This is a genomic window from Paenibacillus pedocola (genome assembly GCF_031599675.1).
In the GTDB taxonomy this organism is placed as follows: Bacteria; Bacillota; Bacilli; order Paenibacillales; family Paenibacillaceae; genus Paenibacillus_AQ; species Paenibacillus_AQ pedocola.
The window spans coordinates 5,736,610-5,750,699 of the sequence record NZ_CP134223.1 but is presented as its reverse complement, the minus strand read 5'-3'; the positions used below and the strand labels follow the sequence as shown (position 1 = coordinate 5,750,699).

At 49.4% G+C, this 14,090-nt stretch carries 6 protein-coding genes, 12 tRNA genes and 2 rRNA genes; all 20 read left to right on the top strand.

Annotation, left to right across the window (positions count from 1 at the left end; all coding sequences use genetic code 11):
* The first annotated feature begins 51 nt into the window (after positions 1 to 51).
* The 20 genes from QU597_RS25490 to glmM all read left to right on the top strand — a co-directional run bounded on the left by QU597_RS25490 (position 52) and on the right by glmM (position 13,456).
* Positions 52 to 2,978 (top strand): 23S ribosomal RNA (locus QU597_RS25490).
* A 149-nt stretch (positions 2,979 to 3,127) separates the two neighbouring features.
* Positions 3,128 to 3,244, top strand: a 5S ribosomal RNA gene (rrf, locus tag QU597_RS25485).
* Positions 3,245 to 3,253: 9 nt separating this feature from the next.
* A tRNA-Asn gene (locus tag QU597_RS25480) sits at positions 3,254 to 3,329 on the top strand.
* A 1-nt stretch (position 3,330) separates the two neighbouring features.
* A tRNA-Thr gene (locus tag QU597_RS25475) sits at positions 3,331 to 3,406 on the top strand.
* Between the two features lie 11 nt (positions 3,407 to 3,417).
* Positions 3,418 to 3,492: transfer RNA gene (locus tag QU597_RS25470), tRNA-Glu, on the top strand.
* 37 nt (positions 3,493 to 3,529) lie between these two features.
* A tRNA-Val gene (locus QU597_RS25465) sits at positions 3,530 to 3,605 on the top strand.
* Between the two features lie 52 nt (positions 3,606 to 3,657).
* Positions 3,658 to 3,731 (top strand) — tRNA-Gln (locus QU597_RS25460).
* Positions 3,732 to 3,736: 5 nt separating this feature from the next.
* Positions 3,737 to 3,809, top strand: a tRNA-Lys gene (locus QU597_RS25455).
* Positions 3,810 to 3,831: 22 nt separating this feature from the next.
* Positions 3,832 to 3,915: transfer RNA gene (locus tag QU597_RS25450), tRNA-Leu, on the top strand.
* A gap of 7 nt (positions 3,916 to 3,922) precedes the next feature.
* A tRNA-Gly gene (locus QU597_RS25445) sits at positions 3,923 to 3,997 on the top strand.
* 7 nt (positions 3,998 to 4,004) lie between these two features.
* A tRNA-Arg gene (locus tag QU597_RS25440) sits at positions 4,005 to 4,081 on the top strand.
* 34 nt (positions 4,082 to 4,115) lie between these two features.
* Positions 4,116 to 4,189, top strand: a tRNA-Pro gene (locus QU597_RS25435).
* A gap of 11 nt (positions 4,190 to 4,200) precedes the next feature.
* Positions 4,201 to 4,274, top strand: a tRNA-Gly gene (locus tag QU597_RS25430).
* 16 nt (positions 4,275 to 4,290) lie between these two features.
* Positions 4,291 to 4,364 (top strand) — tRNA-Pro (locus QU597_RS25425).
* 379 nt (positions 4,365 to 4,743) lie between these two features.
* On the top strand, positions 4,744 to 7,536 hold the full coding sequence (gene ppc / locus QU597_RS25420) for a phosphoenolpyruvate carboxylase (RefSeq protein WP_310830359.1): 2,793 nt from the start codon (positions 4,744 to 4,746) through the stop codon (positions 7,534 to 7,536).
* 690 nt (positions 7,537 to 8,226) lie between these two features.
* Complete coding sequence (gene sigW, locus QU597_RS25415; RefSeq protein WP_054943560.1) at positions 8,227 to 8,793, top strand: RNA polymerase sigma factor SigW; 567 nt, start codon at positions 8,227 to 8,229, stop codon at positions 8,791 to 8,793.
* Positions 8,794 to 8,914: 121 nt separating this feature from the next.
* Positions 8,915 to 9,529 carry a zf-HC2 domain-containing protein gene (locus QU597_RS25410; protein ID WP_236336862.1) on the top strand — a complete coding sequence of 205 codons (615 nt, stop codon included), beginning with the start codon at positions 8,915 to 8,917 and terminating at the stop codon, positions 9,527 to 9,529.
* Between the two features lie 207 nt (positions 9,530 to 9,736).
* Positions 9,737 to 10,567: a diadenylate cyclase CdaA gene (gene cdaA / locus QU597_RS25405; RefSeq protein ID WP_310830358.1), complete on the top strand. Its 831-nt coding sequence runs from the start codon at positions 9,737 to 9,739 to the stop codon at positions 10,565 to 10,567.
* Entirely contained in the window at positions 10,560 to 12,005 is a 1,446-nt protein-coding gene (locus tag QU597_RS25400) for a CdaR family protein (protein ID WP_310830357.1), read from the top strand. The genes cdaA and QU597_RS25400 overlap by 8 nt, the downstream gene beginning before the upstream one ends.
* 110 nt (positions 12,006 to 12,115) lie before the next feature.
* Positions 12,116 to 13,456, top strand: a complete 1,341-nt coding sequence (glmM, locus tag QU597_RS25395; RefSeq protein WP_310830356.1) for a phosphoglucosamine mutase — start codon at positions 12,116 to 12,118, stop codon at positions 13,454 to 13,456.
* Positions 13,457 to 14,090 lie beyond the last annotated feature (634 nt).

Sequence of the window (14,090 nt, the reverse complement as noted above, 5' to 3'; positions counted from 1 at the left end):
AACGAGTTTCAATTATAGCGATGCTGGCGGTTTCCTTCGGGAGAACGCATTGGTTAAGCTAATAAGAGCACACGGAGGATGCCTAGGCGCCAGGAGCCGACGAAGGACGTGGCGAACAACGAAACTGCCTCGGGGAGCTGTAAGCAAGCTTTGATCCGGGGGTGTCCGAATGGGGAAACCCAGCTGTGGTAATTCGCAGTTACTCACACCTGAATACATAGGGTGTGTAGAGGCAGACCAGGGGAACTGAAACATCTAAGTACCCTGAGGAAGAGAAAACAATAGTGATTCCGTCAGTAGCGGCGAGCGAACGCGGAACAGCCTAAACCAAGGGGCTTGCCCCTTGGGGTTGTGGGACGTCTCACATGGAGTTACAAAGGAATATGGTAGGTGAAGAGGTCTGGAAAGGCCCGCGATAGAGGTAAAAGCCCTGTAACCTAAACTGTATTCTCTCCGAGACGGATCCCGAGTAGTGCGGGGCACGTGAAACCCCGTATGAATCCAGCAGGACCATCTGCTAAGGCTAAATACTACCTGGCGACCGATAGTGAAACAGTACCGTGAGGGAAAGGTGAAAAGCACCCCGGAAGGGGAGTGAAATAGAACCTGAAACCGTGTGCTTACAAAAAGTCAGAGCCCGTTTTAGGGGTGATGGCGTGCCTTTTGTAGAATGAACCGGCGAGTTACGTTTAACATGCAAGGTTAAGGTGAGAAGCCGGAGCCGCAGCGAAAGCGAGTCTGAATAGGGCGATTTAGTATGTGGACGTAGACCCGAAACCGTGTGATCTACCCCTGTCCAGGGTGAAGGTGCGGTAACACGCACTGGAGGCCCGAACCCACGTATGTTGAAAAATACGGGGATGAGGTGGGGGTAGCGGAGAAATTCCAATCGAACTCGGAGATAGCTGGTTCTCCCCGAAATAGCTTTAGGGCTAGCCTCGGTGAATGGAGTGGTGGAGGTAGAGCACTGATTGGGTGCGGGGCCCGCAAGGGTTACCAAGCTCAGTCAAACTCCGAATGCCATTAACTTCTTGCCGGGAGTCAGACAGTGAGTGCTAAGATCCATTGTCAAAAGGGAAACAGCCCAGACCATCAGCTAAGGTCCCCAAGTGTGTGTTAAGTGGGAAAGGATGTGGAGTTGCACAGACAACCAGGATGTTGGCTTAGAAGCAGCCACCATTGAAAGAGTGCGTAATAGCTCACTGGTCGAGTGACTCTGCGCCGAAAATGTAACGGGGCTAAACACACCACCGAAGCTATGGCTAGATACGTATGTATCTGGGGTAGGGGAGCGTTGTATGTGGGTTGAAGGTGTACCGTAAGGAGCGCTGGACAGCATACAAGTGAGAATGCCGGTATGAGTAACGAAAAGATCAGTGAGAATCTGATCCGCCGAAAGCCCAAGGTTTCCTGAGGAAGGCTCGTCCGCTCAGGGTAAGTCGGGACCTAAGGCGAGGCCGAAAGGCGTAGTCGAAGGACAACAGTTTGAAATTACTGTACCACCGTAATCCGCTATGAGCGATGGGGTGACGCAGGAGGGTAGTGACGCGGACTGATGGATGTCCGTCTAAGCAGTGAGGCTGGTGTGTAGGCAAATCCGCACATCGTAAGGCTGGGCTGTGATGGGGAGCGAAAATTATAGTAGCGAAGGTCATGATCTCACACTGCCAAGAAAAGCCTCTAGCCAGGAGAAGGTGCCCGTACCGCAAACCGACACAGGTAGGCGAGAAGAGAATTCTAAGGCGCGCGGAAGAACTCTCGTTAAGGAACTCGGCAAAATGACCCCGTAACTTCGGGAGAAGGGGTGCCTCGGTAGGGTGAATAGCCCGAGGGGGCCGCAGTGAAAAGGCCCAAGCGACTGTTTAGCAAAAACACAGGTCTGTGCGAAGCCGCAAGGCGAAGTATACGGGCTGACGCCTGCCCGGTGCTGGAAGGTTAAGGGGAGTGGTTAGGGGTAACCCGAAGCTATGAACCGAAGCCCCAGTAAACGGCGGCCGTAACTATAACGGTCCTAAGGTAGCGAAATTCCTTGTCAGGTAAATTCTGACCCGCACGAATGGCGTAACGACTTGGGCGCTGTCTCAACGAGAGATCCGGTGAAATTTTAATACCTGTGAAGATGCAGGTTACCCGCGACAAGACGGAAAGACCCCATGGAGCTTTACTGCAGCTTGATATTGAATTTGGGTACGATCTGTACAGGATAGGTGGGAGCCGTAGAGGCAGGAGCGCAAGCTTCTGCGGAGGCGCCGTTGGGATACCACCCTGATCGTATCTAGGTTCTAACCTGGTACCCTAAGCGGGTACGGGGACCGTGTCAGGCGGGCAGTTTGACTGGGGCGGTCGCCTCCTAAAGAGTAACGGAGGCGTTCAAAGGTTCCCTCAGAATGGTTGGAAATCATTCGAAGAGTGCAAAGGCATAAGGGAGCTTGACTGCGAGACCTACAAGTCGAGCAGGGACGAAAGTCGGACTTAGTGATCCGGTGGTACCGCATGGAAGGGCCATCGCTCAACGGATAAAAGCTACCCTGGGGATAACAGGCTTATCTCCCCCAAGAGTCCACATCGACGGGGAGGTTTGGCACCTCGATGTCGGCTCATCGCATCCTGGGGCTGAAGTAGGTCCCAAGGGTTGGGCTGTTCGCCCATTAAAGCGGTACGCGAGCTGGGTTCAGAACGTCGTGAGACAGTTCGGTCCCTATCTGTCGTGGGCGCAGGAAATTTGAGAGGAGCTGTCCTTAGTACGAGAGGACCGGGATGGACGTACCGCTGGTGCACCAGTTGTTTCGCCAGAAGCATGGCTGGGTAGCTACGTACGGACGGGATAAGCGCTGAAAGCATCTAAGCGTGAAGCCCCCCTCAAGATGAGATTTCCCAATTAGTAAGACCCCTTGAAGACGACGAGGTAGATAGGTTGGAGGTGGAAGTGCAGTAATGCATGGAGCTGACCAATACTAATCGGTCGAGGGCTTATCCAAAAATTTCGAAGAACGCAGATTCGTTTCGGATTCAGTTTTCAGGAATCAAGTTCTGATTCATGAGACCCTAGCGGTTGATTGATAAAGAATTGATATTCAGCATTTGGCGATGCTGAGACCTGAATACGCATTTACGCTGTAAATGCCCGTTTGGTGGCGATAGCGGAAGGGTTCCACGCGTACCCATCCCGAACACGACCGTTAAGCCTTCCAGCGCCGATGGTACTTGGACCGAAGGGTCCTGGGAGAGTAGGACGCCGCCAAGCGGACAATATTCCCTGATAGCTCAGTTGGTAGAGCACTCGACTGTTAATCGAGTTGTCACAGGTTCGAGTCCTGTTCGGGGAGCCATGCTCTCATAGCTCAGCAGGTAGAGTGCTTCCATGGTAAGGAAGAGGTCACCGGTTCGAATCCGGTTGAGAGCTCCACAGATTTACAAGGCCCGTTGGTCAAGGGGTTAAGACACCTCCCTTTCACGGAGGTAACATGGGTTCGAATCCCATACGGGTCACCAATTATTATTTATCTTCACCCTTTGAGGGCATACATATGGAGGCTTAGCTCAGCTGGGAGAGCATCTGCCTTACAAGCAGAGGGTCGGGGGTTCGAACCCCTCAGCCTCCACCATAATCGTCCTCATATTTGAAGAGATTATGGGCAATCTATAAGTATCCATCATAGGGGATTCGCCAAGTGGTAAGGCAACGGACTCTGACTCCGTCATCATAGGTTCGAATCCTATATCCCCTGCCAAATGCGAGCCATTAGCTCAGTTGGTAGAGCACCTGACTTTTAATCAGGGTGTCGAAGGTTCGAGTCCTTCATGGCTCACTTTGATTAAAACATGTATTATGCGCGTGTGGCGGAATGGCAGACGCACCAGACTTAGGATCTGGCGTCGTAAGACGTGGGGGTTCAAGTCCCTTCACGCGCACCACTTATTTGCGGACGTGGCTCAGCGGTAGAGCATCGCCTTGCCAAGGCGAGGGTCGCGGGTTCGATTCCCGTCGTCCGCTCCATAATTTTGCGCCCTTAGCTCAGCTGGATAGAGCGTTTGACTACGAATCAAAAGGTCGGGAGTTCGAATCTCTCAGGGCGCGCCATTTTATATTTTTCTATGAATCATCAATATATTAACGGGATGTAGCTCAGCTTGGTAGAGCACCTGGTTTGGGACCAGGGGGTCGCATGTTCAAATCGTGTCATCCCGATTTTCACCTTTGCGGGTGTAGTTCAATGGTAGAACTTCAGCCTTCCAAGCTGATAGCGTGGGTTCGATTCCCATCACCCGCTCCATAATTATATATATTTTCGGGATGTAGCTCAGCTTGGTAGAGCACCTGGTTTGGGACCAGGGGGTCGCATGTTCAAATCGTGTCATCCCGATACTTCAGTCTAGGCTGACAAAACTCTTACTCCGGTAGGAGTTTTTTGTTATAAATTTAAGACCTCGGTTGCCCCCTCACAGGATATCATAAACCCCGATTTCTATTCTTCTTCAATCCGTGTATAATGCAATCAATACCTACACGCTGTGTAAACCTTGCACATAAATACGGATTAACTCAGCCATTCTAATTTAGTATAGGAACATAAATATTTTATGACTGTATAATGAATGAATTTGGTGTATAATCGTAATTACTGCAACGCTTTACAGCGTAATAAGTTGGAGATTTCCTAGTGGTTTTACTGTATGATATGAGGAAAGCTTCAAATAGACAATGTTAAGGACATTGATCCGGAAGAGGATGGGGGGAGCAGCATGACCGAACTTACGACAGCTGTCAGCAAAAGCAATTCCAACAATCTGCTGCGGCGTGACGTACGGTTCCTGGGGAATATCTTGGGCGAAGTCTTGGTACATCAAGGCGGCAACGAATTGCTGGAGATCGTGGAGAAAATCCGCGAAACCAGTAAATCACTGCGCTCATTGTTTTTGCCTGAACTGCACAATGAATTTAAAGAGCTGATTAATTCACTGGATCCTGAAAATCGTCACCAAGTGATACGGGCGTTCGCCATTTATTTCCAACTGGTGAATATCGCGGAGCAGAACCACCGGATTCGCCGTAAGCGTGACTATGAACGCTCAGCAGGGGACACGGTACAGCCGGGTTCTATCGAAAGTGCGATTCAGGAGCTACGCGAACGGGATTTCTCTCAAGAGGATGTTCATGAGATCATGAACGGCCTGTCTTTGGAGCTGGTCATGACGGCTCACCCTACCGAAGCAATGCGGCGGGCTATTCTTGATATTCACAAACGGATATCCGACGATGTAATGGGTTTAGACAATCCAACGTTAACGTTCCGTGAACGGGAACAGCTCCGCGAGAAGCTGCTGAATGAAGTTATTACCCTTTGGCAGACGGATGAACTGCGCGACCGCAAACCTACTGTGCTCGATGAAGTACGCAATGGGATGTACTATTTCCATGAGACGATCTTCCAAGTGCTGCCGGATGTGTATCAAGAGCTTGAGCGATGTTTGAGCAAATATTATCCGGGCCAGAACTGGCACGTGCCGACTTATCTGCGTTTTGGATCATGGATCGGCGGGGACCGCGACGGAAATCCTTCGGTAACTGCCGCTGTTACTCTTCAGACACTGCGTTTACAGCGTAAACTTGCGATCAGGGAATATCAGCGTATTATGCGTGAACTAATGCAGTATCTGAGCTTTAGTACAAGCATTGTCAGTGTAACTACCGAACTGGTGGATTCCATCGAAAAAGACCGGAACATCATTAACCTCAACCGGGTCGATGCCTGGCGCAATGATAATGAGCCTTACCGGATCAAGCTAAGCTATATGATCTCGAAAACACAAAATGTGCTTGATGATGAGAAAAAAGGCACTCCTGAGCGCTACTCATCACCGCAGCAGTTCATAGATGATTTGAACGTAATTGACCGCAGCCTGCGTCACCACTATGCTGATTATGTTGCGGACACTTATATTAAGAAGCTAATCCGTCAGGTTGAGCTGTTCGGCTTCCACACTGCGGCTCTGGATGTCCGCCAGCATAGTCAGGAGCATGAAAATGCGATGGCAGAAATTCTGGCTAAAATGAACATCACGCAGGATTATGCCAATATGCCGGAAACAGAAAAGGTAACGCTGCTGGAATCGCTGCTTAATGATCCGCGTCCACTGACTTCCCCGTACCAGTCATATAGTGAGAGTACGGAGGAATGCCTCGCGGTGTACCGTACGATTTTTATGGCACAGGAAGAATACGGCAAACAGTGTATTACCAGTTATCTGATCAGTATGGCAGAAGCGGCCAGCGACATTCTGGAGGTTATGGTATTCTCCAAAGAGGTTGGCTTGTTCCGCAAAGATAATGATGGAACGGTCGTCTGCACTTTGCAGGCAGTGCCGCTCTTTGAGACGATTGATGACCTGCATGATGCACCTGAGATTATGAAGACACTGCTCAACATGCCGATTTATCGTGAAGCGGTTAGAGCGATGAACGATCTCCAGGAAATCATGCTCGGTTATTCCGACAGCAATAAAGACGGCGGTGTGGTGACTGCGAACTGGGAGCTGCGTGTGGCCCTCAAGCAAATTACCGCTACGGCGGATGAATTCGGCATTAAGCTGAAGTTCTTCCATGGACGCGGCGGTGCACTCGGACGCGGCGGCATGCCGCTGAACCGCAGTATTCTTGCCCAGCCTGCTTCAACCATTGGCGGAGGGATTAAGATTACCGAGCAGGGGGAAGTAATTTCTTCCCGGTATTCGATGAAGGGTATTGCTTACCGGAGTCTAGAGCAAGCTACCTCAGCACTGGTGACTGCAGCTATTCATGCTAGAATGCCTCAAGCTGATCTGTATGAAGCCAAATGGGATGAAATTGTGGCCCGCATCTCCGAAGTTTCATTAAACAAATACCAGGATCTGATCTTCCGTGATCCGGATTTCCTGACTTTCTTCAAAGAATCGACACCTCTGCCTGAGGTTGGAGAACTTAATATTGGTTCACGCCCTTCCAAACGGAAGAACAGTGACCGTTTCGAGGACCTGCGTGCAATTCCATGGGTGTTTGCGTGGACGCAGAGCCGTTACCTGCTTCCTGCCTGGTATGCTGCCGGAACCGGACTGCAGAGCTTCTACGAGGGGAAAGAAGAGAACCTGAAAATCATGCAGACTATGTATGAGAACTTCTCCTTCTTTACCACTCTGATTGATACGCTGCAAATGGCTATTGCCAAGGCGGATCTGGTTATTGCCAAGGAATACGCCACCATGGGCAAAAATGACGAAGCCCGCCAACGGATCTTCGGTCAGATTGAAGCAGAGTTCAAGCTGACTTCAGAACTGATTCTTAAGATCACCGGCCAGCAGGATATTCTGGATAACGTTCCGGTTATTCAGGAATCCATCCGTCTGCGCAACCCATACGTAGATCCGCTCAGCTACCTTCAGGTGCAGCTGTTATCCGAGCTCAGAGCCCTGCGTGAAGTTGAGGGCGACGACGCTGAACTGCTGCGTGAGGTGCTGCTTACGATCAACGGCATTGCCGCCGGTCTCCGGAATACGGGCTGATGCCCGGAATTTTTACAGTCTACAGGAATAGGCTCTGAATCATTTGCAGCCTGAAGATAAAGAACTCTTTATACCCAACATAAGTGCCGGTTTGAATCTGAAATCAGATTCAAACCGGCACTTATTCTATTGTAATGACATTGTCCGCAGGAGGTACATTAGAAAACAAATGCGGTTTAACCGCTTCAACCGGTAACATCCCTCTCTGGCATCTTCTAACGAGTCGGGTGGGGGGTTATTGTAATAGCCCTGCCGAAGAAGCTGCAGGGCTTGCTGAGCTTATCTATTGAAGCCGCCGTGCTCAAGCGGCTTTCGAGTCTTCTACCCCTCCATAGTTACCGGGAGGGAATTTGGGCGAGCAGCACTGCATAGGGTACAGGTGGGGAGAAGGTGTGGAGAAGAATTTTGGAACTGTAGGAGCGGTAGCGTTCGCCTTTATTGTCAGATTTCTACCGTGCACAACGGTTATAATCAGGAAATCTGACAATAACAGCGACCGGAAGTCCAAACATTCTTAGGAATACCGGCGTATCAGCTTACTCGATGTTAAGTTGCTTTAGCCCAAATTCCCTAGAAGGTAACAAGACAATCCTTGATTTTTACTGAAACTTGAATTACGATTTAAATGCTTGTACCGTGGACATTCAAGAGATGGAATACCAAGGGCGGCAAGTCTGGGGGAGTTAACAGGTGGAGAATTTGGAAGGCAGATTGACAAAGCTCGCCTTGAAAGGCGACCAAAGGGCATTTGCCGAGCTTGTGGAACTATATAAAGACAAGATATATCATCTGGCTTACCGGATGCTGAACAACCGGCACGAAGCGGAGGATATTGTTCAGGAAACTTTTTTGCGTGTATACCGAAATTTAGACCGTTATGATGATAAACAGAAATTTTCAACCTGGATTTATAGGATCGGAACGAATCTCTGTATAGACAGACTACGTAAGCGGAAACCGACTTATTCGCTCGATGCTGAAATGAACGATCAGGAAGGCATTGACGGCTATTCGATGATTCCGAGTGACAATGTGACCCCTGAGACCGAACTGCTGCTCTCAGAGACGCAGGGACTGATCTATGAGGCTATTGACAGTCTGCCCGTGAAATACAGGTCTGTAATGATTTTGCGCTATTTGCAGGATTTGTCGCTACAGGAGATCAGCGATGTGCTGGATATGCCGGTAACGACAATTAAGACCCGTGTACATCGCGGACGTGAATTTTTACGTAAAAAATTAGGCCCTAAATTGTAAAAATTGATGTTTTTTTTGAAACGTCTTTCCGGGAGCACCGTATGTAAGTTAAGCAAGTCTTATGCGCCCTGCCCCTTTGCCTTGAAATAATTAAATAGCACTCATGAAAGGATTGGCTCCTATGGAATGCAAACTGGCCGTCTCTATGATGCATGATTACTTGGATGACGACTTGCCCGAACTGCAGCAGAGGGAATTGAAGGAGCATCTTCTATCCTGTCCGGATTGCCGTGCAAAGTTCAAAGAACTGGAACAAACCGATATGCTGATGTTCTCCCTGATGCACCAGAACCCTGTGGCTTCAGAGGATCTTGTAGGCCGGATTATGAACTCATTACCGAAACCCAAGAAGGAGAAAGCCTTTATCACCTGGATCAAAAGACATCCTGCCCTTACGGCGGCGTCCTTATTTATTCTTGTGATGCTGATGAGCTCCGTTACTTTTTGGAATCAGGATGGGCAGCTTGTTGTCAGAGGTGCTGACCTCGATCAGGTTGTAATCAAAGGGGATACGGTGATCGTACCCTCCGGCAAAACAATATCCGGCGATCTCACAGTGGAGAATGGCCAAACCCAGGTATACGGTGAAGTTGACGGTAATGTAACGGTAATTGACGGGTCTCTCTATAAGGCATCAACTGCTCATATTTCCGGGCAAGTCAAAAGCATAGACCAAGCGGTAAGTTGGCTCTGGTATAAAGTGACGAACATGTTCTCTGAAGTTGCCTACCGTTAATACCATGGCCCTTTATGCAGAAATATTATTTGCGCCTCTTTTTCCGGAAAGATGGCGCTTTTTTGTTGCCTGAAAATTCCATTATCAGAAATCTCCAGGCAGCTAAACTTGCAACCTGAGCGTGAACGTTATAACCTAGATATGATACAGATCTTACAGACAATTTACATAAACCCAGCTAATATGAAATGACGGGGGTTTTAGGCAATGAGTTATTTTACCGACCTAACGTGGAAAGAATCCATTAAAGATATAATTGATATTCTGATCGTCAGCTATATTATCTACAAAGTCCTGAACATGGTCCGCGGTACGCGGGCTGTTCAGCTGCTTAAGGGGATACTGGTGCTGGTCATCATTTGGGCGCTGAGCACCCTCCTGGATCTGTATACCCTGAAATGGCTCATGAACCAGATCTTCACCTTCGGGATCTTTGCAATCTTTATCATCTTTCAGCCGGAACTGCGCAGGGGGCTGGAGCAGCTTGGGCGGGGTAAGTTTTTTGGACGGGCTTCAGAGAATGATGAGGAGATCAGCAGATTAATCGGCGAAGTCATTAAAGCCGTGAATTATTTAGCACAGCGAAAAATTGGGGCATTAATTGTTTTTGAAAGAGCCACGGGCCTTAATGAATATACCGAATCAGGCATTCCTATGCGTTCTGTCGTCAGTTCGGAGCTGCTGATCAACATCTTTATTCCTAATACGCCGCTGCATGATGGTGCTCTGATTATGCAGGAGGGGCAAATTGCTGCCGCTGCCTGTTATCTACCCTTGTCGGAGAATCCATTCATCAGCAAAGAGCTGGGGACACGCCACCGCGCGGCCATCGGGATCAGTGAAGTGGCGGACTCCGTATCTGTTGTGGTATCAGAAGAGACCGGACAGATTTCTCTGGCGATTAATGGGCAAATTGTGCGGGATATTAAGGAAGAATCGCTCATCTCCAAACTCCATCAGGAACTGAGCGCATCTTCCCCGCTGAAGGAGAAGAGCTCTGCTTTCTGGAAACGGAGAGGGGGCAAAAACAATGGATAAGTGGATGAAGAATAACAACTTCAACAAAATTCTTGCTCTTGTCTTCGGCGTTATTCTATGGACAATTGTGCATGTGGATACTGCGCCAACGAATCAGACCACAGTCAGCACCCAGTCCAAAATCATTGAGAATGTCAAAATAGAACAGGTTGGCATTGATAACGAGAAGTATGTATACACCTTTGATGCGGATAGTGTAAGGATGGAGGTCCGGGGGAAAAACTCTGATCTTAATTTCAAACTATCGGATGCTTACAACGTTATGGTCGATTTAAGTGATGTCGGACCCGGGGATACTACGCTTCCGCTGAATTACGACCTTCCCAGCGGAGTATCGCTGGTCGAAATGATACCGCATGAGGTAAATGTGCATGTGGAGCTGCGGAATACCAAGTCTTTTCCGGTTACTCTGGTTACTAATGGTAAGCCTGCAGAAGGCTACCAGCTAGGTACAGCGGTTATTGATCCTGTCGAGGTAGAAGTAACGCTTCCGGCCAGTGAACTGGGTAATGTATCAAAGGTTCAGGGTACCCTTGAACTCGATGGGGATAGTGCAAACATTACAGAGAAAAAAGTGAAGCTGGCGGCTTACGATAGCAGCGGTAATGAAATAAAGAACGCGGTTATTGAGCCTTCCACCGTGTCTGTAGAGCTGCCGGTTACACTCCCGTTTAAAAGCTTGCCCCTTGATGTGAGCTTTACCGGCCAGTTGCCAGGTTCGCTCGTACTGTCGCGGGTAACTCCTGAGGTAGATACAGTTACGGCATACGGGAGTGAGGAGGCACTGGCCGGATTATCCTCTTATGAGGCATCGCTGGATTTGAGCTCCATTAAATCGGCCGGTACAGAGCAGGTAAAGCTGGACCTTAAACCGCCGGAGGGAACCGCAAAAATCGAACCCGCGGCGGTAAGTGTCACTGTCTCTGTTGCCCAAATTGCCGAGCGGACAATGGAGAATATTCCGATTAAGCTGGAGGGTGTGGGCAGCGGCCTGACAGCAGTCGTAACGGATCCCGCTGCCAAAGCTGTTACGCTGACTCTGTCCGGGGCACCGACACTGCTGGATCAGCTTGATCAGGACAATATTAGCGTTGTTGCAGATGTTGGAGGACTGGCCGCTGGTGTTCATCAGGTATCTCTGCAAATCTCAATGCCGCGGTTCATATCACTGGTCAATTCTTCACAGCCGCATATAGTTACTATAGATCTGCAAGCGCCAGCCACGCCGGAGACAACAGATAATCCCAGTACAGGGAGTGCCCCCACCCCGGAGCCGAGCTCTGAGCCTGTCTCCGGGGAGGAGGCAGATACTGAGCCTTCCAATAGCGGAGGTGCAGCTACTGCAACCCCAGCCCCTACAGCAGGCGCTTCGGAGAACAGCAGTACTCCTGCCGGCAGCGGGAATACCAATAATGCAGCGAGCACCGGCGGAACGTAACTTTTTATATGGGAACACGTCTATTTTACAGTAGTATAGTTACACAGAATCAGGATTCTTTCATACAATAATTCATTAAGCTAATGTAGCGTATTTAAAGGAGAAAAAAGATGGGTAAGTATTTTGGAACTGATGGTGTGCGCGGAGTCGCAAACCAGGAATTGACAGCAGAAATGGCCTATAGTATTGGCCGCTGCGGTGGTTATGTATTGGCGGGGAATGTAGAGAAGCCAAAAGTGGTTATCGGTATGGATACACGTATTTCCGGTCCGCTGCTGGAATCAGCACTTGTAGCCGGATTATTGTCTATTGGTGCCCATGTTATCCGCATAGGTGTTGTAAGCACACCTGCTGTAGCATATATTACTAGATTGCTGAAAGCTGATGCGGGTGTAATGATTTCCGCTTCACACAATCCGGTGGAGGACAACGGTATCAAGTTTTTCGGCGGAGACGGATTTAAGCTGACGGATGAAACGGAACTGCGGATTGAAGAACTGATGGACGCAGAGAAGGATGAACTTCCCCGTCCTGTAGGCTCGGGTCTCGGTATGCTTACCGTGGACAACGACGCCAAGTACCTGTATCTTGAATACCTTAAGACAACGATTTCCAATCGTTTTGAAGGCATTAAGGTTGTACTGGACTGCGCGCACGGAGCGGCTTATGAGCTGGCCCCGCGGTTGTTCAAAGAGCTGGGTGCTGAAGTCATCTCTATTGGAGCAGAGCCGGACGGCCTCAACATTAATGACGGCTACGGTTCGACCCATCCAGAGAAGCTCCGTGAAGAAGTGCTGCGTCATGGCGCGGACTTGGGACTTGCTTTTGACGGGGATGCTGACCGTTTGATCGCTATTGATGAAACGGGCGAAGAGGTCGACGGTGACTTTATCCTCTGCATCTGCGGAGATGCTATGAACCGTGCAGGCAAGCTGAAAGATGCAACGATTGTCTCTACGGTCATGAGCAACATCGGCTTCTATAAAGCAACGGAGAAGCTGTCACTTAATACTGCCAAAACGGCTGTCGGTGACCGCTATGTAATGGAAGAAATGCGCCGTGGCGGCTATAACCTGGGCGGAGAGCAATCCGGTCATGTTATTTTCCTTGATTACAACACAACTGGTGATGGTATTCTGACTGCGATCCAGCTGGTTGATACGATGAAGGCTTCAGGGAAGAAGCTGAGCGCGCTGAAGTCAATGATGACTAAATATCCGCAGGTGCTCGTGAATGTGCGCGTACAGGATAAAACCAACTACCCGAACAACCCGGCCATTGAGGCGGCGATTCAAGAGGTAGAAGGTAAACTGGGCGACAATGGCCGCGTGCTGGTACGTCCTTCGGGAACAGAGCCGCTGATTCGTGTCATGGCGGAAGGTCCGGATAAGTCTGAGCTGGATCAGTATGTCGGACGAATTGTTGATGTTGTTCAGCGTGAATTGGTTTAATATACGTATAATATGATTGGCCAGCAGAGCCGGTGGACGGAGATAAGCTCTTCAACTGCCGGCTGTATGGCTATTATGTGAGTTTTTTCTGCAAATTCCAAAGGTTTCAAGCATTATTGCATTGCCAAAAGTGATGTAAGGTGCATATAATGATTAAGTGTCATTCCAGAAGGAAAGCGGGGATAGTAAGGTTACAGCAATAACAAGCGCCAGAGCTTGATCTTGCGCGGGGGAGAAGGGACGGCCGGAGCTGCCAGCTTTAAGGCAACGGCTTGAACGGATCACGGCAGATGTAAGCTGACGAGGTGGAGGTGTTCGAAATGTTCGGCGGGGACCTCCCGGTGATGCACCAGAGCCGTAAATGGAAGCGGAAAATGAGAGGGCGACCTTTCACACAACGCTTTTGTGGGTGCAGGAAGAATTGAATTAACTCATGGGTATGCGCTAAACGGAAGAAACAGATGTTTCTGCTGCGGCAGAGGAGAAGACTGTGCATGTCATGAACCACCTATGCAGGTGACAGGTTTATTTTGTTGAGTGTCTCAAGACAACAGAATATTTGCTTATTCTCTAAACATGCCGCACGGCACGTTTCTTTCCTTATGCCGCCCACATTACGATAAATTGGACGGAG